The organism is Herbaspirillum sp. SJZ099 (genome assembly GCF_007828355.1).
Lineage (GTDB): Bacteria > Pseudomonadota > Gammaproteobacteria > Burkholderiales > Burkholderiaceae_D > Herbaspirillum.
This window is the reverse complement of the sequence record NZ_VIUO01000001.1, coordinates 498,993-519,077: the sequence shown is the minus strand read 5'-3', so window position 1 is coordinate 519,077 and position 20,085 is coordinate 498,993. Positions and strand designations below refer to the sequence as shown.

Annotated in this window: 17 protein-coding genes and 1 riboswitch; of the genes, 12 read left to right on the top strand and 5 right to left on the bottom strand. The window is 65.2% G+C overall.

The window, feature by feature from the left end; translation table 11 throughout:
- The 3 genes from FB597_RS02210 (at window position 1) to FB597_RS02200 (ending at window position 2,692) form a co-directional block, all read left to right on the top strand.
- On the top strand, window positions 1-900 hold the full coding sequence (locus tag FB597_RS02210; protein ID WP_141913201.1) for a ScpA family protein: 900 nt from the start codon (window positions 1-3) through the stop codon (window positions 898-900).
- A gap of 68 nt (window positions 901-968) precedes the next feature.
- Window positions 969-1,808, top strand: coding sequence for a pantoate--beta-alanine ligase (gene panC / locus FB597_RS02205; RefSeq protein WP_141913200.1), 840 nt, complete (start codon window positions 969-971; stop codon window positions 1,806-1,808).
- Between the two features lie 2 nt (window positions 1,809-1,810).
- On the top strand, window positions 1,811-2,692 hold the full coding sequence (locus FB597_RS02200) for a cobalamin-binding protein (RefSeq protein ID WP_144767899.1): 882 nt from the start codon (window positions 1,811-1,813) through the stop codon (window positions 2,690-2,692).
- Window positions 2,693-2,836: 144 nt separating this feature from the next.
- Here FB597_RS02200 and FB597_RS02195 read toward each other — a convergent pair whose 3' ends face one another.
- Genes FB597_RS02195 through FB597_RS02185 form a run of 3 tightly spaced genes read right to left on the bottom strand, consistent with a single transcriptional unit; the run spans window position 2,837 to window position 6,611 of the window.
- Window positions 2,837-3,610 carry an ABC transporter ATP-binding protein gene (locus FB597_RS02195; protein ID WP_144767898.1) on the bottom strand — a complete coding sequence of 258 codons (774 nt, stop codon included), beginning with the start codon at window positions 3,608-3,610 and terminating at the stop codon, window positions 2,837-2,839.
- A complete protein-coding gene (locus FB597_RS02190) occupies window positions 3,607-4,590 on the bottom strand; it encodes an iron ABC transporter permease (protein ID WP_141913196.1) in 984 nt (327 codons plus the stop codon). The genes FB597_RS02195 and FB597_RS02190 overlap by 4 nt, the downstream gene beginning before the upstream one ends.
- Before the next feature lie 26 nt (window positions 4,591-4,616).
- Window positions 4,617-6,611 carry a TonB-dependent receptor gene (locus FB597_RS02185; RefSeq protein ID WP_255517056.1) on the bottom strand — a complete coding sequence of 665 codons (1,995 nt, stop codon included), beginning with the start codon at window positions 6,609-6,611 and terminating at the stop codon, window positions 4,617-4,619.
- A gap of 67 nt (window positions 6,612-6,678) precedes the next feature.
- A riboswitch (cobalamin riboswitch) is annotated at window positions 6,679-6,961 on the bottom strand.
- A gap of 474 nt (window positions 6,962-7,435) precedes the next feature.
- Here FB597_RS02185 and FB597_RS02180 point away from each other — a divergent pair.
- Both FB597_RS02180 and FB597_RS02175 read left to right on the top strand, forming a co-directional pair.
- A complete protein-coding gene (locus FB597_RS02180; RefSeq protein ID WP_141913195.1) occupies window positions 7,436-8,167 on the top strand; it encodes a protein phosphatase CheZ in 732 nt (243 codons plus the stop codon).
- Window positions 8,167-10,002 carry a chemotaxis protein CheA gene (locus FB597_RS02175; RefSeq protein WP_144767896.1) on the top strand — a complete coding sequence of 612 codons (1,836 nt, stop codon included), beginning with the start codon at window positions 8,167-8,169 and terminating at the stop codon, window positions 10,000-10,002. Before FB597_RS02180 ends, FB597_RS02175 begins: the two co-directional genes overlap by 1 nt.
- A 100-nt stretch (window positions 10,003-10,102) precedes the next feature.
- Here the strand turns inward: FB597_RS02175 and FB597_RS02170 are convergent, their stop codons facing one another.
- Window positions 10,103-11,851 (bottom strand): chloride channel protein, encoded by a 1,749-nt coding sequence (locus tag FB597_RS02170; RefSeq protein WP_144767893.1) that lies wholly within the window; start codon window positions 11,849-11,851, stop codon window positions 10,103-10,105.
- Between the two features lie 91 nt (window positions 11,852-11,942).
- Window positions 11,943-12,884 (bottom strand): CysB family HTH-type transcriptional regulator, encoded by a 942-nt coding sequence (locus FB597_RS02165; protein WP_141913192.1) that lies wholly within the window; start codon window positions 12,882-12,884, stop codon window positions 11,943-11,945.
- A gap of 176 nt (window positions 12,885-13,060) precedes the next feature.
- On the opposite strand from FB597_RS02165, the gene FB597_RS02160 reads away from it, so the two are divergent.
- The 7 genes from FB597_RS02160 (at window position 13,061) to cobA (ending at window position 20,064) form a co-directional block, all read left to right on the top strand.
- Window positions 13,061-13,834 (top strand): sulfite exporter TauE/SafE family protein, encoded by a 774-nt coding sequence (locus FB597_RS02160; RefSeq protein ID WP_141913191.1) that lies wholly within the window; start codon window positions 13,061-13,063, stop codon window positions 13,832-13,834.
- Window positions 13,835-13,910: 76 nt separating this feature from the next.
- Entirely contained in the window at window positions 13,911-15,611 is a 1,701-nt protein-coding gene (locus FB597_RS02155; RefSeq protein ID WP_144767891.1) for a nitrite/sulfite reductase, read from the top strand.
- A complete protein-coding gene (locus FB597_RS02150) occupies window positions 15,604-16,131 on the top strand; it encodes a DUF934 domain-containing protein (protein WP_141913189.1) in 528 nt (175 codons plus the stop codon). Before FB597_RS02155 ends, FB597_RS02150 begins: the two co-directional genes overlap by 8 nt.
- Before the next feature lie 51 nt (window positions 16,132-16,182).
- Window positions 16,183-16,914 carry a phosphoadenylyl-sulfate reductase gene (locus tag FB597_RS02145; RefSeq protein WP_144767889.1) on the top strand — a complete coding sequence of 244 codons (732 nt, stop codon included), beginning with the start codon at window positions 16,183-16,185 and terminating at the stop codon, window positions 16,912-16,914.
- 69 nt (window positions 16,915-16,983) lie between these two features.
- Window positions 16,984-17,919, top strand: coding sequence for a sulfate adenylyltransferase subunit CysD (gene cysD / locus FB597_RS02140; protein ID WP_141913187.1), 936 nt, complete (start codon window positions 16,984-16,986; stop codon window positions 17,917-17,919).
- Complete coding sequence (locus tag FB597_RS02135; protein WP_144767887.1) at window positions 17,919-19,253, top strand: sulfate adenylyltransferase subunit 1; 1,335 nt, start codon at window positions 17,919-17,921, stop codon at window positions 19,251-19,253. Before cysD ends, FB597_RS02135 begins: the two co-directional genes overlap by 1 nt.
- Window positions 19,254-19,302: 49 nt before the next feature.
- Window positions 19,303-20,064, top strand: coding sequence for a uroporphyrinogen-III C-methyltransferase (cobA, locus tag FB597_RS02130; RefSeq protein WP_144767885.1), 762 nt, complete (start codon window positions 19,303-19,305; stop codon window positions 20,062-20,064).
- The last annotated feature ends 21 nt before the right edge of the window (window positions 20,065-20,085 follow it).

Genomic DNA, 20,085 nt, shown 5'->3' with positions numbered 1-20,085 from the left:
ATGACGGCACACGCAGGCGGCGGCGATCCGTCCGGCAGCGCCGGCGAGCAACAGCGCAACGCCGACGCCCTGGAAATTACCCCCGCAGGACAACCTGACACCACGCCCGATGTGATCGACGGCGTGGCATTGGCGCGCCTGTACGGCGAGCCGCTGTTCCAGCTGCCCAACGACCTGTACATCCCGCCGGACGCGCTGGAAGTCTTCCTCGATGCCTTCCAGGGCCCGCTGGACCTGCTGCTCTACCTGATCCGCAAGCAGAACTTCAACATCCTGGACATCCCGATGGCCCAGGTCACCCGCCAGTACCTGGAATACGTCGAGCAGATCCGCAAGCAGAACCTGGAACTGGCGGCCGAATACCTGCTGATGGCGGCCATGCTCATCGAGATCAAGTCGCGCATGCTGCTGCCGGCCAAGAAGGCCGACACCGGCGAGGAACCGGAAGATCCGCGCGCCGAGCTGGTGCGGCGCCTGCTGGAATACGAACAGATCAAGCTGGCCGCGCAGGAGCTGGACGCGCTGCCGCAGGTCGGCCGCGACTATGTGCGCACCCAGGTCTATATCGAGCAGACCGTGGTCACGCGCTGGCCTGAGGTCGACATGAACGACCTCAAGGCGGCCTGGGCCGACGTGCTCAAGCGCGCCAAGCTGACCGCGCACCACCACATCAGCCGCGAAGAACTGTCGGTGCGCGAACACATGACCGGCATCCTGCGCCGGCTGCAATCGGCCCGCTTCGTCGAGTTCTCCGACCTGTTCGATCCCTCGCGCGGGGTGCCGGTGGTGGTGGTCAACTTCATCGCCTTGCTGGAGCTGGCCAAGGAGACCCTGATCGAAATCACCCAGGCCGAGGCCTTCGCCCCCATCTATGTCAGACTGTCGTACTCGCCGAGCTGAGCGCGACGAGTGCGATTCCCCGCGCTGATACCGGCGGCGCTGCGCCGCCTTCCAACCCGAGAACCCGCATGAAAATCATTTCCTCCATCGAAGAACTCCGCGACCACCTGCGCGGCCAGTTGCGCACCGCCTTCGTCGCCACCATGGGCAACCTGCACGAAGGGCACCTTTCGCTGATGCGCCTGGCGCGCACCCATGGCGACCCGGTGGTGGCCTCGATCTTCGTCAACCGCCTGCAGTTCGGCCCGAACGAGGACTTCGACAAATACCCGCGCACCTTCCAGAACGACGTCGAGAAACTGGAAAAGGAAGGCGTCTACGTGCTGTTCGCGCCGACCGAAAAGGACATGTACCCCGAGCCGCAGGAATACCGCGTGCAGCCGCCCAACGACCTGGGCAACATCCTGGAGGGCGAATTCCGCCCCGGCTTCTTCACCGGCGTATCGACCGTGGTGATGAAGCTGTTCTCCTGTGTGCAGCCGCGCGTGGCGGTGTTCGGCAAGAAGGATTACCAGCAGCTGATGATCGTGCGCAACATGGCGCGCCAGTTCGCGCTGCCCACCGAAATCATCGGCGCCGAAACCTACCGCGCCGAAGACGGCCTGGCGCTGTCTTCGCGCAACGGCTACCTGTCGGCCGACGAACGGGCCGAGGCGCCGCTGCTGTACCGCGTGCTCAACGATGTGGCCGAGGAAGTCCGCGGCGGCCAGTTGAACACCTCGGAAGTCGAACGGAAAGCCATGTCGATCCTGACCGCGCGCGGCTGGACGCCGGACTACGTGTCCGTGCGCAAACGCATCGACCTGCAGCCGCCCTCGGCCGGCGACATGGCGCAAGGCGCGCCGCTGGTGGTGCTGGCCGCCGCCAGGCTGGGCACCACCCGCCTGATCGACAACCTGGAAATCTGACAATGCGCCCTGCGGCGCTTGCCCTGCTGCTCGGCGCCACGCTCGCATCGGCCGCCTGCGCCGCCGTCACCGTCAAGGACGATCTCGGCAACGAGGTCACGCTGGCGCAGCCGGCCCGGCGCATCATCAGCCTGGCGCCGCACGTCACCGAACTGCTGTATGCCGCCGGCGCCGGCGACAAGCTGGTCGGCGCCAGCAACTTCAGCGACTTCCCTGCCGCCGCCACCAGGCTGCCTTCGGTCGGCAGTTTCGCCACCCTCGACCTGGAACGCGTGCTCAACCTCAAGCCTGATCTCATCGTCGCCTGGCACAGCGGCAACAAACCCTCGCAACTGGCGCGCCTGCGCGGCTTCGGCATCCCCATCTACGAAAGCCAGCCGGCGGATTTCGGCACGATCGCCGATTCGCTGGAAAAACTGGCGCGCCTGGCCGGCAGCGAAAGCGTCGGCACTACTGCCGCACAGGATTTCCGCGCGCGCTGGCAAGCGCTGCAAACCCGATATGGCAACCGCCCCGAAGTCAGCGTGTTCTACCAGATCTGGAGCCAGCCGCTGATGACGCTCAACGGCCGCCACATGGTGTCGTCGGTGCTGAAGCTATGCGGCGGCCGCAACATCTTCGCCGACCTGCCGCAACTGGCGCCCACCGTCACCATGGAAGCGGTGTTGACCGCCGATCCCCAAGTCATCCTCGCCCCCGGCGATGCCACAGACCAGCCGCTGGAACGCTGGCGCCAGTTTGGACGCCTGCAGGCAGTGCGCAAGAACCACCTGTACCAGGTCAACGCCGATTGGCTCAACCGCGCCGGGCCGCGCATCCTGGAGGCGGCAAGTGAAGTATGCGAACGGCTGGATGCGGCGCGGGTACCGCATCAGCAGCGCTAGAACGAAAAATCCCTCCACGCGGGAGGGATCTCTCTTGCGTCGGGACGGCTCCGAACCGATATTCCTGACTGGTACCCAGCACGTTGGCATTCACTCGGTAGCACCGCCCTCGTCCTGATAGCAGGCGTAGCTGGCAACGGCACGTCATCCCGCTTCGGACACGAACAACTCACTGCCGCCGGCATCCACGCTGCGGAAACGGCAACCGAAGGCCTCTCCCAGCATATCGACGCGCATGACCTCGGCGACCTTGCCCTGGCTGGCCTGCTGTCCCAGCAACAGCACATGGCTGGCGAATCGGCGCGCAAGGTTGATGTCGTGGCAACTGGCAACCACCGCCTTGCCTTCACCGGCAAGGGAACGCAGCAACGCCATCATCTCCAGCTGGGCGGCAATGTCCTGGTGCGAGGTCGGCTCGTCCAGCAGGTAAAGCTGCGGCGCCTGCACCAGCAAGGTGGCCAGGCCCACGCGCTGGCGTTCGCCGCCGGACAGTTTGAGCAGGTCGGCCTGCGACAGATGCGCCAGCCCGACGCGCGCCAGCGCCTGCAGCGCAGCGCCGCGCGTGTCTTCCTCATCGGCCCAGCCGCCGCCACTGGGAAAACGCCCCGCCATCACGGCGTCGACCACCGGCATCGAAAACGCGTCATGCTGCTGTTGCAGCAACAGGCCGCGATGCTGCGCCATTTGCAGGGCAGACAGCGAAGACAACGGCGAACCGCACAGGAGCATATCGCCCTGCGCCGGCCGCAGCAAACCTGCCGCAACATGCAGCAGGCTGCTCTTGCCAATGCCGTTGCGGCCCAGAACGCACCAGAATTCGCCCGCGCGCACCTGCCAGTCGAAATCCTCCAGCAAGCTGCGTCCCGGTACGCGCAAGGCCAGTTGCCGCGCTTGCAGCACGATGTCGCCGGCACTCACATCCGGCTCCGCGCCAACAGCCACAAGAACACCGGCACTCCGACCAGCGCCGTGATGACGCCCACCGGCAGTTGCGTCGGGGCGACCACGGTACGTGCGGCCAGGTCGGCCAGCGTCAACGCCGCGCCGCCGGCCAGCACCGATGCCGGCAGCAGCAGGCGCTGGTCGTTGCCGACCAGCAGGCGCAACGTATGGGGCACTACCAGGCCGACAAAGCCGACGGTGCCGGCCATGGCGACGGCCGCGGCAGTCGCCGCCGACGCCGCGCACAGCGTCATCACGCGCAGGCGCAAGACCGGCACGCCCAGCAGTTGGGCGAAACTGTCCCCGCGCGCCAGCAGGTTCAATGCCGGCGCATGGCGCACGGCCCACAGCAGCGCCAGCAGCAAGACCGTCGCCGCCAGCGGCAGCAGGCGCGCATCGTCCAGATCGCCGATCAGCCAGAACACCATGCCGCGCAACTGCGAATCGGGGGCGATCGACAAGGCCAGGGAAATGATGGCGCCGAAGCCGGCAGCCAGCATCACGCCCGTCAGCAACAGGCGCTGGCTCGACAGCAGCGGCGACAAGGCCAGATGCCGCAGCGACTGGCGCACCAGCCCGAACAGCAGCAGCACCGCCAGCGCGGCGCCCAGCAACGCGCCCGGCGCGGTGACCAGGCGCGGCGGCAAGCCGAACTGCAGCGCCGCCAGCATCGCCAGCAAGGCGCCCGCGGCCGATCCGCCCGACAAGCCCAGCACATACGGGTCGGCCAGCGGATTACGCAACAGCACCTGCATCAGTGCGCCGGCCAGGGCCAGCAGCGCGCCCACCGCGAAAGCGGTCAATGCGCGCGGCACCCGCAGCGACAACATCAGGGAAACCGCATCGGCCGACGCCGATGGACGCAGGCAGCCGCTGCTGCCGCACAGGGCTGCAGCCGCCAGTGCGGACACGGACAGCAGCAGCAAGGCGGATAACGGCCAGAGGTAACGTCGCATCGGCGATAGCGGTCAGGAGTGCATCATCAGAAATCGTAACGGGCGGTGAATTTTACCGCCCGGCCGTTTTCTGGATAAATGCTGCCTTGGCAGGAGAAAGCCTGCGAGTAGTAATCGCGGCCGGCCAGGTTGGTGCCGGTCAGTGCGAACTCCCAGGCATTCACCCGGATTGCATAACGCGCGTCCAAGGTAGTGTAGGACGGTATGCGCGCCGCGCAAGTATTGGAAAAGTCGCTGCCGTAGCGCTGGCTGTCGACCCAGCGCAAGCCAGCGTCGGCGCTCTGGCTTCCAGACTTCCAGTTGACCCGCGTGGACAGCATGTTGCGTGGCACCAGCGCCAATTCCTTGCCGGCATTCACGCCTTCAGTGAACTTGGCTTCGACGTGCTGGTAAGTGGCACTGACGGTGACGGCCTCGGTCACGCGCAACTTGCCCTCAAGTTCCACGCCTTGATGCTTGGTGGGATCGAGGTTGGAATTGGCCCCAAAGCCGAAGGCGCCGCCGGTCGGGTCGTAATAGATCTCGTCACGCACGCGGTGGCGGAACCACTTGGCGGTCAGTTGCCGATCCACCGAGCCCCAGGTCGCACCGATCTCCAGGTCATGCGACACCTGCGGCTTGAGGATCTGGCCAGTCGGCAGGCCGTTGAATCCGTTCTCATCGGCCGTCGCCAGGCGGTAACTCTGCCCGGTCTTGGCGAAGGCGCGCAGCGATGGCACCAATGCATAGCTGGCCTGCAAGTCCCAGGCGTTGACGCCGCTATTCATCCCGTAGACGCCCGATACGCTGCTTTGCGTGAAAATCTCGCGGCGCACCCCTGCGGCGATGCGGGCATTCTTGTCGAATTCGATCTCGTCGCGCAGGTAAAACGCCTTGGAGCGCTGGGCGGCATCGCTATTGCCATAAGAAGCGACGGTATTGAGGTTCCACTCGGCAAGATCGATCCCGGCAATCAGTTCGTTCTTGATCGGCCCGGCTTCCAGCACGTGGCGGATGCGCGGCGAAAATTGCGTGTTGCGCACATTCGTCTGCAACGTGGTGGCCGTACTGACGTAATTGGCGCGCGCGATCTTCTCGCGGTGCGACAGTTCAGCGGCGACATCGAAGGCGCCGAAACGGCGCTCCAGGAAAGCGGTAATGCTGTCGTTGTCATACGAACCGTAATCGAACGGCGTTTTCGCCTGGCGCGGGTTGGCGTTGAACTGCGCCAGCGAGAGCCCGCCAGCCAGGCCGTAATCGGCACGCGCAATATTGGCGCGCAAGCCGAAACGCCAATCGCTGGCGAACCATTGCACCGTGGTGCTGAAATTCTCCTGGTTGGACTTGGTGTTGTCGCGCCAGCCATCGTTATGCGCCTTGGCGTAGCTGGCGTCGATCGACATGTTGTCCCAGCCGCGTGCAACAAAGGCGCGCCCGGCGCGCTGGCCGTCGGTGCCGACTTCGGCGACGACGGAGCCGTGTCCGGCATTGGCCTGCGGGCGCTTGGTGATGATCTGGATGGTGCCGCCGGTGGCGCCGCTGCCGTACAGCACGCTGCTGCCGCCGCGCACGATTTCGATGCGTTCGATGGTTTCAATCGGAATCGAGGACAGCAGCGGCGTCGTCAATTCATTCTCGGAAATACGCACACCATCCACCAGCACCACCATGTTCTGGTCGCCATTGGTGCCGAAGCCGCGCAAGTCCAACGGAAAATCGTTGGGGCTGGCCAGACTCTGTCGACCATAGACGCCACCCAGCTTGCGGATCGCCTCATTGGCATTGTCGATGCCGGCTTCGCGGATCTGCTCGGCGGTGATGACGGTGGCGGCCACCGGCGGAAATGCCGGATCGTTCGGGAAACGCGAGGCCGACACGACCACCGGCGCCAATGCGCCGTCGGCGGCGGCATTGGCGCTGGCCTGGGCATGCGCCGGGGTGTAGCTCCATGCGGCCAACGCGGACAGGGTGAATGAAACGGCGGCGCGCATGGCGGCCGGTTGGCCGGCCGTGCGGCGCGGATTGGATTGGTATCGCTTCATGAAGGGTATCTGAATAAGAATTCTCCAGCCTACCTCCCCGCAAGCCGGATTCCATGGAAGCCGCTGGGCGGTCTCCCCCTGTCTTGGCCGGTATCCGGGCTTCAGGCTGCGCCATCGTGCCTTCCCATGCAGCAGCTCGCGCCGCAAGCACAGTGGCTTGGAGATGGATGGCCGGCCCTGTTGCCTGATGCATCAACATCCGGGAGCCGGCGCCTGATTACCGTTGCGGGGGCAGCACACGTTATATTTTCGACAACACGGATGCGGGCATCCGATATGCGTCCATTCGTGTTTCCCGTTTAACTGCCGGCGCGGACGCGCCAGCGGGCACCAAAACCGCGCAATTGTAAGCGCGATACCCACTGGCAACAAGGTCGGGCACGATCCATGATAAAAATCACGGCAAAGATTGCTTTTAAGAAAAAGCTCGTTAAAATCTGACGCGACGTCGCAAAAGAATGGAAAAATATCGCTGACTGAGCCGGGTCGAGGGGCCCCGGAGCGCCGGAGAAACGGGAACAAATGGGGGATTTCACTCGCTGTTTAGCCGATGACCCGGCTGGCGCGCGTCCTATACTCAACCATCTGCTAACGTGGGATCGGTCCGGCGACAGCCTGTGCCGCCCGACGATGCTGCCGAATCGCTGTCGTGGCCTGCGCGGCCTTCAGACTCCGATGGCTGGTGCCGATAAGCATTGGATACCCTGTCCCCAAACCGGGCCGGGCGGTTCAGGCATGCGGCTCGGCTTCAAGGGACGACCCGCTCGATCTGCCGGAGCGGGCAACATGGAAGTGCACCAAATTTGTAGGGGGAACCAGAAATCATGAGCGACGACGTTGATTTGGAAGCATTGTTCGACGAAATTTCCGCCCAGGCGCTGCCCGCGACGGTTGCCGGCGCGGCCCCTGCCGCTGCCGCAAGCGATGCGCAACCGGCCGCGGCGGAAGACCAGTCCGACAAGCCGATGTACGAGCGCCTGGGCGGCATTGTGCGCCTGCTGCACGACTCCATGCGCGAATTGGGCTACGACCGCTCGCTCACCGATGTGGCTACCCAGATCGGCGATGCGCAAAGCCGCCTTGAACATGTCGCCACCCTGACCGAACAGGCAGCCAACAAGGTGCTCAACGCCCTGGACTCGGGCATGCCGGCGCAAGACCGCCTGCAGGAGCACGCCAAGGACATCAACGACCGCTGGGCCAAGCTGTATGCGGGCCAGATGAGCATCGACGAATTCAAGCAACTGGCCGGCGATTCGCAGAAATTCTCCGCCGCCGTGCTGGAATCGACCGAAGCCGAAAAAGCCCGCATGCTGGAAATCATGATGGCCCAGGACTTCCAGGACATCACCGGCCAGTTGATCAAGAAGATTGTCGGCATCACCACCACCGCCGAACATGAACTGGCGCAGTTGCTGCGCGACAATGCGCCGCCTGAAGTGCGCGCGCAGATCGAAGCGGAAAAACCGGTTTCCCTGCTCAATGGCCCCGCCGCTCCCGGCGCCGCCATGGGCCAGAACGACGTGGACGATTTACTCGATAGCCTGGGGTTCTAATGGATGACGAAATGCTCAAGGACTTTGTCGTTGAAGCGTTGGAGCTCGCCTCCAACGTGGAAGAGCATCTGCTGACGCTCGAACGGCATCCTGACGATCTGGAAATCCTCAACGCGGTTTTCCGCGCATTCCATACCATCAAAGGCGGGGCCGGGTTCGTCAACCTGCCCGCCATGGTATCGGCCTGCCACCTCACGGAAAACCTGTTCGACGCGCTGCGCACCGGCAAGGCGCCGGTCACGCCGCTGGCGATCGAAGCCGCGCTGCAAGCCAGCGGCTTCGTGGCCGACCAGTTGAACGAACTGTCCAACGGCGCCGCACCCGACAGCCTGGCATCGATGCCGTCGGACCTCGAAGGCATCCTGACCCAAGCCATCGAAGGCAAGGGCAGCGCCCCTGTCGCCGCTGCCGCCGCGCCCGTCACACCCCCTGCGCCTGCATCGGCCTCCACCGGCGGCGCCGGGGCCAGCGTCATGAAAGACGGCCAGCTGGATTGGGAATCGATGTACCAGGCCGTGACCGGCGCCCCTGGCGGCACGCCGGCCGGCAACTCCCCGGCCGCAGCGCCGGCAGCCGGAGCCGGCGACGAGCCCCGGACTGCCGCGGCGGCGCCGGCCCAACAACCCAACCGCCGCGCCTCGGACAACGCCAAGGAAGAAAGCATCCGTATCGATGCCGGCAAGCTGGATGCGCTGCTGGAAGTGGCGGGCGAATCGGTGCAGGCGGCCAACCAGGCCGCCGTGCTGCTGGAAAAGCTGCAGCAATTCAAGTTCGAAGGCACCGCCGCCGCCTTGATGTCGACGCTGGCCGAGACGCTGGGCCGCGCCTCGCGCTACTCCAGCGAGCTGCAGCGCGCCACGCTGTCGACCCGCATGCAGCCGGTCGGCCGCCTGTTCCAGAAATTCCCGCGCCTGGTGCGCGAACTGGCCAAGGACCTCGGCAAGGATGTCGACCTGGTCATTACCGGCGCCGAAACCGAAGTCGACCGCGTGGTGGTGGACAGCCTCTACGACCCGCTGGTGCACATGCTGCGCAATTCGCTGGACCACGGCATCGAAGTCGACCGCGCCGCCGCCGGCAAGCCGAGCAAGTCGACCATCTCGCTGCACGCCTGGCAGGCCGGCAGCAGCGTCATGATCGAAGTGTTCGACGACGGCAAGGGCATGGATCCCGAAATGCTGCGCAACAAGGCGCTGGCCAAGGGCCTGATCACCGAGCACCAGGCGCTGACCACCGACGAGGCGCTGCAACTGGTGTTCCTGCCCGGCTTCTCAACCAAGGAAGTGGCGTCCAGCGTGTCCGGCCGCGGGGTCGGCATGGACGTGGTCAAGACCGCGGTGGAAAAGCACCGCGGCACCATCCGCATCGACTCCACCATCGGCAAGGGCACCAAGTTCTCGATCCGCCTGCCGATCGAACTGTCGATCATCCCGACCATGCTGGTGCGCTGCGCCGGCGCGCCGCTGGCGCTGCCGATGGCGGTGGTGGAACGCGTGGTCGAGTTGCCGGAAACCTTCGACGAAGTCGGCGGCGCGCCGGTCATGCGCGACCAGGGCCGCCCGCTGCCGGTGCATTCGCTGGCCGGCGTGCTGGGCTACGAACCGGGCAACGAGCGCGTGGGCGTGGTCATGGCGGTGCCCCATCCTTACATTCTCAGCGTGCAATCGGTGGAAGGCACGGCCGACCTGGTGATCAAGCCGCTGACGGCGATCCACACCAGCGGCATCACCGGCACGGCCCGCTCGGCCGAGGGCGAACTGGTGCTGGTGGTGGGCCTGTCCTTCCTGCTGGACGGCTGCAACGACACCGAGCGTTCGGCGGTGGCGCAGGTCTGACGGCCGATCACGCCTTGGCGGCGCCAAACAAAACGGCCGGGTCTGTACAGACCCGGCCGTTTTTCATTGGGCGGCTGGTGGCTGGCTGCCGCCGCTCCCGTCACATCTCGTCGAACAGGTCGCCCTGGCGATAGACCTTCCTGGATGGCCTGGGCGACGGCGGGCTGGCCTCCTCCGGGGGCGCGACGTGCGCATCGGCAGCGCGGGCCGACGGCGCTGCCGGCACAACCGCCGCGGATGGTTGCTCTGTTTTTGCCTCCTGCCGCTTGCGCTTTTGCGTCGGCTTGCCGGGCGCGACTTTTTTATCGGCGCTTGAGGATGGCTCAGAAGCACTGGCAACCGGCGTTTGCGATGGGATTTGCGCTTGCGGTTCGGCCTGCGCTGCCGCTGCCCCTGCCGCGGCCAATTGCACGTCCGGTTCTTCGCTTTGCAGTACAACGGACACGGGACCTGCAGCCTGCTGCGCAGGTACTTCCGCTTCCGGCACAACCGCCGGGGCAGATACCGGCTCGGCTGCCGGCGCTGGCGCCGGCACAACATTGTGGGGCTTATGGGAGTAACGCTCCGACAGCGCCTCATACAGCGGCGGCGCGAAGAAGCGCGATACGCGGCTGGCCAGCAAGGCGGTGGCCATCAGGGAGATCACCAGCGCGTGGCCGTTGATCATTTCCATCACGATCACAAAGGAAGTGATCGGCGACTGCGTCACCGCCGCCAGGTAGCCGACCATGGCCAGCGCGATCAGCACCGGCAAGGAAATGTCGCCGAACAGCATGTGCAGCAAATTGCCGAACCCGGCGCCGATGGACAGCGATGGCGCGAAAATGCCGCCGGGGGTGCCCGGCAGGTAGGAGCCGACCATCGACGCCATCTTGGCCAGCGGATAAATGCCCGACAGTTCCTGCTGCCCGGTGAGCAGGCCCTTGGCTTCGACATAGCCGCTGCCGAAAGTAGCGCCGCCCGCGGCCACGCCGATGACCGCCACCAGCAGGCCGCACAGCGCGCCGAAAACCACCGGGCGCTGCGTGCGCAGGTGCAGCAGCGGCGCCGGAATCCATTTCGGCGTATTGAGCAGCAGCCAGCAGAAGCAACCGCCGGCCCCGCCCATGAGCAGTCCGCACAGGATCACCGCCACGATCACCTCGCGCGCGCTGTCGACGCCGGTGGTGATGGTGCCGAAATAGGTGTAGTTGCCGGTCAGGCCCAGGGCCACCACGCCGGCAAAGATGATGGTGGTGATCACCACGCCGCTGGCGCGCTGCTCGAAGCTGCGCGAGAGTTCCTCGATGGCGAACACGATGCCTGCCAGCGGGGTATTGAAGGCGGCCGCCAAGCCCGCTGCGGCGCCGGCCAGGATCAGGCGCTTTTCCAGGATGGCGCTCGGGCGCGGGTAGAAGCGGCGCATGTTGTACATCAGCGCCGCCCCCACCTGCACCGTCGGGCCTTCGCGGCCGATGGTGAAACCGGAGAGGATGCCGAGGAAAGAAATGCCGATCTTGCCCAGAACGATGCGCACGGTCAGCAGTTTTTGCGCCAGCTTGGACGTGTGCTCGCCCTGCTCGGCCAGGGAGGCGATCACCTGCGGGATGCCGCTGCCTTCCGAGCCCGGGAAATACTTGCGCGTGAGCCAGACGCACAGCGCGCCCATGGCCGGCGTCAGCAGCAGCGGCAGCCAGTGGTGGCGGCTTTGCATGCCCTGGAACAGTTCGAAGCCGAGATCGATCAGGCGCGCATACATCACCGCCACCAGGCCGGTGACCACCGCCCCCGTCCACAGGATCCCGTATTGCAGCCACAGGCGGCGCAAATGGCGCTGCGGCCGTGATGCGGCCGCCCATACTTTCCTCATTGGTCGATTTTCCCTGTTCTTGCCGCCGCCGTGCCCGCGGGCACGGCGGCTTACCACGCTGCCTCAGCGGATGGCCGGCGGCCTTCCGCGATTACAGCTCGTACATGTCCTTCTCGCCTTCCATCACCTGCGAGATCAGCTTGCGGTTCAGGGTGGGCGTGAGCAATTCGATGAAAGTGTAGACGTAGCCGCGCAGGTAAGCCCCCTGCTTCAGGGCCACGCGAGAGACGTTGGTGCCGAACAGATGGCCGACCGGGATCGAACGCAAGCCGCGGTCGCGTTCGGCATCGAAGGCGATGCCGGCGATGATGCCCACGCCCATGCCCAGCTCGACATAGGTCTTGATGACGTCGGCGTCGATCGCCTCCAGCACCACGTCCGGCTTGAGGTGGCGCAGCGAAAAGGCATGGTCGATCTTGCTGCGGCCGCTGAAGGCCGAATCGTAGGTGATCAGCGGATAGGCCGCGATCTCTTCCAGCGTCAGGCTCTTGGATTGCAGCAGCGGATGCTCGGGCGGCACCACCACCACGTGCTCCCACTGGTAGCACGGCAGCGAGACCAATCCCTCGCCCGAGGCCAGCGTTTCGGTGGCGATGGCGATGTCGGCCTGGTCGTTGCGAACCATCTCGGTGATCTGCTTGGGGTTTCCCTGCAGCAAGGACAGGTGCACCTTGGGGTATTTCTGGGTAAAGGCCTGCACCACCTTGGGCAGCGCATAGCGCGCCTGGGTGTGGGTGGTGGCGATGGTGAAGCTGCCGCTGTCGTGGGCGGCGAACTCCTTGCCGATGCGTTTGAGGCCATCGACTTCCTGCATGATCAGTTCCACCGAACGCAGCACGGCGCGGCCAGGCTCGGTCAGGCCGCGGATGCGCTTGCCGTGGCGGGTGAAGATATCCACGCCCAGCTCCTCTTCCAGCTCGATGATGGCCTTGGAGACGCCCGGTTGCGAGGTATACAAGGCCTTGGCCGCCTCGGTCAGGTTGAAATTCTGGCGCACCGCCTCGCGCACGAAACGGAATTGATGAAGATTCATGGAAAGCCCTCGCTGACTACCAGGCGGCCATCGCCGCTTATTTGCCGGGCGAGCGCATTCATACGGTCAGCCGCCTCATTTGCATATGCCAAAGGCGTATATAAGCAAATAAATACTATGTAGTTTGGTTTGAAACATAAGTTTATTACGATTCGCAGACTAATGGGCGAGGTGTTATGACTGTTTCTTATGTAGTAAGCGGATTTGCCGTGGGACTGCTGGTCGGACTGACCGGCGTCGGCGGCGGCTCGCTCATGACCCCGCTCCTGACCTTGCTGTTCGGCATCCACCCCAGCGTCGCGGTCGGCACCGACCTGGCGTTCGCCTCGGCCACCAAGACCGCCGGCACCCTGGCCCACCGCTTCAAGGGCACGGTGCGCTGGGACATCGTGCGCCGCCTGTCCTACGGCGCCCTGCCCGCCGCGCTGGCGACCACCTTGCTGCTCAAGCACTTCGGCGCCGTCAGCGACGGCATCAGCCAGGTCATCCGTTATTCGATCGCCATCTCGGTCCTGCTCACCGTGATCGCGCTGCTGTTCAGGGGTAAACTGCAAGGGTGGCTCAATGCCCATCCGGAGCGCCAGTTGCAAGGCGCCGACCTGCGCCATGCGACCATCATCGCCGGCGCCGTGCTCGGTACGCTGGTGACGATCTCCTCGATCGGCGCCGGTGCGGTCGGCGCGACCCTGCTGGTATTGCTCTACCCCCGCCTGTCGCCGGCGGAAGTCGCGGGCACCGACATCGCCTACGCGGTGCCGCTGACCGCGATCGCCGCCCTAGGCCATTGGTGGCTGGGCTCGATCAACTGGGAACTGCTGGCGACACTACTCCTGGGTTCGCTCCCGGGCATCACACTCGGTTCGCTCGCAGCGCGCGCGGTGCCGGAGAAATTCTTGCGTGGCCTGCTGGCGATTACGCTGACGAGCGTCGCCGTGAAGCTGATTTGGTAGGCTGGTTTTTCAATGCGGGGCGGCGCCGGACGTGAAGGCGCGGCCTCAATAAGACGTTAACAGGGACTTATATAAGATGTACCGCTATGACCAATACGATCACCAGATCGTCAAAGAGCGAGTTGCACAATATCGAGACCAGGTGCGCCGGCGCCTGTCGGACGAGCTGGTAGAAGACGAGTTCCGCATCCTGCGCCTGCAGAACGGACTCTACCTGCAACGCCATGCCTACATGCTGCGCATCGCCATTCCCTACGGCATGCTGGCTTCCAACCAGTTGCGCAAGTTCGCCGAGATCGCCGTCAAGAACGACCGCGGCTACGGCCACTTCACCACCCGCCAGAACATCCAGTTCAACTGGATCAAGCTGGAAGAATCCCCTGACATCCTGGCCGAACTGGCCAGCGTCGAGATGCATGCCATCCAGACCTCCGGCAACTGCATCCGCAACACCACCTCCGACGAGCTGGCCGGCGTGGCCGCCGACGAGATCGTCGATCCGCGCCCGTACGCCGAACTGATCCGCGAGTGGAGCACCTTCCACCCCGAGTTCGCCTACCTGCCGCGCAAGTTCAAGATCGCCATCAGCGGCGCCCGGGAAGACCGCGCCGCCACCGCCGTGCACGACATCGGCCTGCACGTGGTCAAGGACGAAGCCGGCGAAGTGGGTTTCCGCGTGCTGGTGGGCGGCGGCATGGGCCGCACCCCCATCCTGGGCAGCGTGATCCGCGAGTTCCTGCCCTGGCGCCACGCGATGTCCTACCTGGAAGCAATCCTGCGCGTGTACAACCAATACGGCCGCCGCGACAACATCTACAAGGCCCGCATCAAGATCCTGGTCAAGGCCATCGGCCCGGAAGAGTTCGCGCGCCAGGTGGAAGAGGAATGGGCCCAGATCAAGGACGGCCCCTCGACCCTGACCGAGGAAGAACTGCAGCGCGTGGCGCAATACTTCGTGCCGCCCGCCTATGAGACCCTGCCGGCGGTGGACGCCGAGTTCGAACGCCTGAAGGCGCAAGACCGCGGCTTCGCCAACTGGCTGCAGCGCAACGTCAAGCAGCACAAGGTGCCCGGCTACGCCGCCGTAATCCTGTCGCTGAAGAAGCCGGGCGTGCCGCCGGGCGACATCACCGCCGACCAGATGAATTTCGTGGCCGACCTGGCCGACCAGTACAGCTTCGGCGAGTTGCGCGTGACGCACGAGCAGAACCTGGTGCTGGCCGACGTCAAGCAGTCCGAGCTGTACACGCTGTGGAAACTGGCCAAGTCGCACGGCCTGGCCACGCCCAACATCGGCCTGCTGACCGACATCATCTGCTGCCCCGGCGGCGACTTCTGCTCGCTGGCCAACGCCAAGTCGATCCCGATCGCCCAGGCGATTGCCGAGAAGTTCGAAGACATCGACTACCAGCACGACATCGGCGACATCGAACTCAACATCTCGGGTTGCATCAACGCCTGCGGCCACCACCACGTCGGCAACATCGGCATCCTGGGCGTCGACAAGGACGGCTCCGAGTGGTACCAGGTCTCGCTGGGCGGCGCGCAGGGCAACACCTCGTCGATCGGCAAGATCATCGGCCCTTCGTTCTCGGCGCAGCAGATGCCCACCGTGATCGACCGACTGCTGCAGGTGTACGTCAAGCAGCGCACCGAAGATGAACGCTTCATCGATACCGTGCGCCGCATCGGCGTCGCCCCTTTCAAAGAATTCGTTTATGCCACGCCGATCGCAACGTCGGCCGACTATCTCGCAGGAGAAGACGCCAATGCCTGACATCATCAAGAACAAGACCGTCGTCGCCGACGACTGGAGCGTCCTGCGCCTGGCCGAAGGCGAGAGCGCGGAAACCGTGACCGTCCCGGAAGGGAAAGTCATCGTCCCGCTCAAGACCTGGCAGGCGCAGCGCGACACGCTCAAGAACCGCCCCGATATCGGCGTCTGGCTGGCCAGCGACGAACGCGCCGAAGAACTCAAGGGCGAACTGGCCCAGTTCAAGGTGGTGGCGGTGGACTTCCCCAAGTTCGCCGACGGCCGCGGCTACTCGATCGCCTACAACCTGCGCGCGCGCCTGGGCTACACCGGCGAACTGCGCGCGGTCGGCGACGTGCTGCGCGACCAGTTGTTCTACATGCAGCGCGTGGGCTTTGACGCCTTCGCGGTGCGCGCCGACAAGAACATCCACGACGCCGTCAAGGGCCTGACCGACTTCTCCGAGAAGTACCAGACCTCGTGGGACGAGAAGAACCCGCTGTTCCGCCGCGTCAAGCGCGAGACGGTGCAGGCCGCGGACTGAAGCAAACCGCCGGCGGCCAGCCGCCGCCGGCAAAATGAAGAAAGCAACATCATGTCGAATCAGGCTTTGCAGGATCTCATCGCAAAAACCCAGGCGACGCTGGAACGCATCGCGGCCGAACACGCCCCCGCCGCACTGGCTTCCAGCCTGGCGGCCGAAGACATGGTGCTGACCGACCTGATCCTGCGCGGCAAGCTGCAGGACAACATTTCCATCTTCACGCTGGAAACCGGCCGCCTGCACAAGGAAACCGTGGACATGCTGGAGCGCATCCGCGCGACCTACGATTACGACGTCACGCCGTATCGCCCGCAGCCCGAAGCGATCGAGGCCTATGTGAAGAACCACGGCCTCAACGCCTTCTACGACAGCGTCGAGCTGCGCAAGGAATGCTGCCGCATCCGCAAGATGGAGCCGCTCAACCGCGCCCTGGCCGGCAAGACCTCGTGGGTCACCGGCCAGCGCCGCGCGCAGTCGGTCACCCGCGCCGAACTGCATGTGCAGGAGCGCGACGAAGCGCACGGCATGGAAAAATTCAACCCGCTGGCCGACTGGTCCGAGCAAGACGTGTGGGACTACATCCGCGCCAACGACGTGCCTTACAACCCGCTGCACGACCAGGGCTACCCGTCGATCGGCTGCGAACCGTGCACCCGCGCCATCCAGCCCGGCGAGGACATCCGCGCCGGCCGCTGGTGGTGGGAAAACCCGGACTCCAAGGAATGCGGCCTGCACGTGGTGGACGGCAAGCTGGTGCGCATCAAGGCGCACGCGCCGGCCTGACGCCGGCGCCTCATCGGCACACAAGACAACCAAGCAACACAACAATACGCAAGCATCGGAAGGCCCGGCATGAACACTGCGGTAGACAAACTCTTTTTGGACAACGCCAGCAACCGCCACCTGGACTGGCTGGAATCGGAAGCGATCCACATCATGCGCGAGGTCGCGGCCGAGTGCGGCAACCCGGCCCTGCTGTTTTCCGGCGGCAAGGATTCGGTGGTGCTGCTGCGCATTGCCGAAAAGGCCTTCCGTCCCGGAAAATTCCCGTTCCCGCTGGTGCATATCGACACCGGCCACAACTTCCCTGAAGTGATCGAATTCCGCGACCGCCGCGCCGCCGAACTGGGCGAGCGCCTGGTGGTGCGTTCGGTGGAGGACTCGATCAAGCGCGGCACCGTGCGCCTGCGGAACCCGCAGACCGACTCGCGCAACGCCGCGCAGGCGGTGACGCTGCTGGAAACCATCGAGGAGTTCAAGTTCGACGCCTGTATCGGCGGCGCCCGGCGCGATGAAGAGAAAGCCCGCGCCAAGGAACGCATTTTCTCCTTCCGCGACGAGTTCGGCCAATGGAACCCCAAGGCCCAGCGCCCCGAACTGTGGGACCTGTATAACACCCGCGTGCATCCGGGCGAGAACATGCGCGTGTTCCCGATTTCCAACTGGACCGAACTGGACGTATGGCAGTACATCGCCCGCGAGAAGCTGGCGCTGCCGCCGATCTACTTCGCGCATGAGCGCGAAGTGATTCCGCGCAACGGCCTGCTGGTGCCGCTGACCGACCTGACCCCGGCGCGCGAAGGCGAGACCGTGGAAAGCCGCGTGGTGCGCTTCCGCACCGTGGGCGACATCTCCTGCACCTGCCCGGTGGCGTCCGACGCCGCCACGGTAGAAGCCATCATCGCCGAAACGGCGGTGACCCAGATTACCGAGCGCGGCGCCACCCGCATGGACGACCAGACGTCCGAAGCCTCGATGGAAAAACGCAAGAAAGAAGGATATTTCTGATGAACGCCGCCGCCACACAAGAACAATTGAGCAACGCCGCCAATGCGCAGCCGCATGAGCGCGGCCTGCTACGCTTCATCACCGCCGGTTCGGTGGACGACGGCAAGAGCACGCTGATCGGCCGCCTGCTGTTCGACAGCAAGGGCATCTTCGCCGACCAGCTGGACGCCATCTCGCGCGCCAAGCACAAGCGCACCGTGGGCGACACGGTCGACCTGTCGCTGCTGACCGACGGCCTGGAAGCCGAGCGCGAGCAAGGCATCACCATCGACGTGGCCTACCGCTACTTCGCCACGCCCAAGCGCAAGTTCATCATCGCCGACACCCCCGGCCACGAGCAGTACACCCGCAACATGGTGACCGGCGCCTCGACCGCCGACGCCGTGATCATCCTGGTGGACGTGTCCAAGGTGAAGCTGGGCGACGATGGCTCGGTGGAGCTGCTGACCCAGACCAAGCGCCACTCGACCATCGCCCACCTGCTGCAGATCGAGCACGTGGTCGTGGCGATCAACAAGATGGACCTGGTGGACTACGACCAGACCGTGTACCAGCGCATCGTCGACGCCTACCAGCAATTCGCGCTGCAACTGGGCCTGAAGGACGTGCACGCCATCCCGCTGTCGGCGCTGGCCGGCGACAACGTGGTAACCGCCAGCGACCGGATGCCGTGGTACCAGGGCCCGACGCTGATCGAGCTGCTGGAGTCGCTGTCGGTGTACGAAGACGCGCATGCCGAGCCGTTCCGCTTCCCGGTGCAGCTGGTGGCGCGCCACAACGGCCACGAAGCCAACGACTTCCGCGGCTACATGGGCCGCATCGAAGCCGGCCGCGTTGCCAAGGGCGACAAGCTGGTGGTGCTGCCCGGCGGCCAAAGCGCCACCGTCAAGGACATCCAGACGCTGGACGGCTCGCTGGAATCGGCTTCGGCCGGCCAGTCGGTCACCATCCTGCTGGACGAATACCTGGACATCTCGCGCGGCGACCTGCTGGCCGCGGCCGACCAGGCGCCGGTGGCGCTGAAGTCGGTCACCGCCGACGTCTGCTGGCTGTCCGAAGATCCGCTGGACCTGCGCCGCAAGTACTGGCTCAAGCACACCACCAAGCAGGTGGCGGCACGCGTGGCCAAGGTCGACACCTTGCTCGACATCAATACCCAGGAACGCCGCCCGGCCGATACGCTCAAGCTCAACGACATCGCCCGCGTGACGGTGAACGTGCAGCAACCCATCGCCGCTGACAGCTACGAAGCCATCCGCGCCACCGGCGCCTTCATCCTGATCGATGAAGTGACGCACCAGACGGTTGCCGCTGGTATGATCCGGATCGACTAAGGGCCCAACGCACGCCCTTCCCATCGATCCGACTCAAGTACAGCAGGCCATGGCCACCGATCCGGCAGCATCCCCTTCCCTTCCTGACGCCACCCAGCCCGGCCCGGACAATCCGGGCCAGGTGTGGCTGATCGGCGCCGGCCCCGGCGCGGCCGACCTTCTCACCGTACGTGGCGCGCGCATCCTGGCCGAAGCCGATGCCGTATTGCACGACGCGCTGGTGACGGAAGAAATCCTTGCACTGTGCCCGCAGGCGGTGAAGATCCCGGTCGGCAAGCGCAGCGGCCAGCGCTCGACCGCGCAGGTGGAGATCAACGAGAAGCTGGTGGCGGCGGCACAGCAGTACCGCCGCGTGGTGCGCTTGAAAGGAGGCGACCCCATGCTGTTCGGTCGTGCCGACGAGGAAATGCGCGCGCTGGAAGCGCACCGCATCCCCTACGAAGTCGTGCCCGGCATCACCGCCGCCCTGGCCGCCGCGGCTTCGGCCAAACGTCCGCTGACCCGGCGCGGCATCGCCCGCAGCGTTTCGCTGTTCACCTCCAGCACCGCTCCCGACCAGCCCAACGAAGTGATCATGCCCAACGGCGACACGCTGGTGCAGTACATGGGCGGACGCGAAGCCACCGCCACCGCGCGCCGGCTGCTGGCGCTGGGCTATGCGCCGGATACGCCGGTGGTGGTGGTGGAAAACTGCAGCCGCCCGGACGAGCACATCTACAACCTGCAATTGGCCGGACTGGAAGCCGGGCTGCAGGCCTGCAGCGGGCCGGTGCTGGTGATGATCGGGCCGGCGCTGGCCGACCGCGACTGAGCCGGCTTGGCGTAACCCGCT

Bases quoted from the DNA above. Each gene is read 5' to 3' on its own strand.
- FB597_RS02210 (WP_141913201.1), top strand. From the start codon at position 1: ATGACGGCACACGCAGGCGGCGGCGATCCGTCCGGCAGCGCCGGCGAG.
- panC (WP_141913200.1), top strand. From the start codon at position 969: ATGAAAATCATTTCCTCCATCGAAGAACTCCGCGACCACCTGCGCGGC.
- FB597_RS02200 (WP_144767899.1), top strand. From the start codon at position 1,811: ATGCGCCCTGCGGCGCTTGCCCTGCTGCTCGGCGCCACGCTCGCATCG.
- FB597_RS02190 (WP_141913196.1), bottom strand. From the start codon at position 4,590: ATGCGACGTTACCTCTGGCCGTTATCCGCCTTGCTGCTGCTGTCCGTG.
- FB597_RS02185 (WP_255517056.1), bottom strand. From the start codon at position 6,611: ATGAAGCGATACCAATCCAATCCGCGCCGCACGGCCGGCCAACCGGCC.
- FB597_RS02180 (WP_141913195.1), top strand. From the start codon at position 7,436: ATGAGCGACGACGTTGATTTGGAAGCATTGTTCGACGAAATTTCCGCC.
- FB597_RS02175 (WP_144767896.1), top strand. From the start codon at position 8,167: ATGGATGACGAAATGCTCAAGGACTTTGTCGTTGAAGCGTTGGAGCTC.
- FB597_RS02170 (WP_144767893.1), bottom strand. From the start codon at position 11,851: ATGAGGAAAGTATGGGCGGCCGCATCACGGCCGCAGCGCCATTTGCGC.
- FB597_RS02165 (WP_141913192.1), bottom strand. From the start codon at position 12,884: ATGAATCTTCATCAATTCCGTTTCGTGCGCGAGGCGGTGCGCCAGAAT.
- FB597_RS02160 (WP_141913191.1), top strand. From the start codon at position 13,061: ATGACTGTTTCTTATGTAGTAAGCGGATTTGCCGTGGGACTGCTGGTC.
- FB597_RS02155 (WP_144767891.1), top strand. From the start codon at position 13,911: ATGTACCGCTATGACCAATACGATCACCAGATCGTCAAAGAGCGAGTT.
- FB597_RS02150 (WP_141913189.1), top strand. From the start codon at position 15,604: ATGCCTGACATCATCAAGAACAAGACCGTCGTCGCCGACGACTGGAGC.
- FB597_RS02145 (WP_144767889.1), top strand. From the start codon at position 16,183: ATGTCGAATCAGGCTTTGCAGGATCTCATCGCAAAAACCCAGGCGACG.
- cysD (WP_141913187.1), top strand. From the start codon at position 16,984: ATGAACACTGCGGTAGACAAACTCTTTTTGGACAACGCCAGCAACCGC.
- FB597_RS02135 (WP_144767887.1), top strand. From the start codon at position 17,919: ATGAACGCCGCCGCCACACAAGAACAATTGAGCAACGCCGCCAATGCG.
- cobA (WP_144767885.1), top strand. From the start codon at position 19,303: ATGGCCACCGATCCGGCAGCATCCCCTTCCCTTCCTGACGCCACCCAG.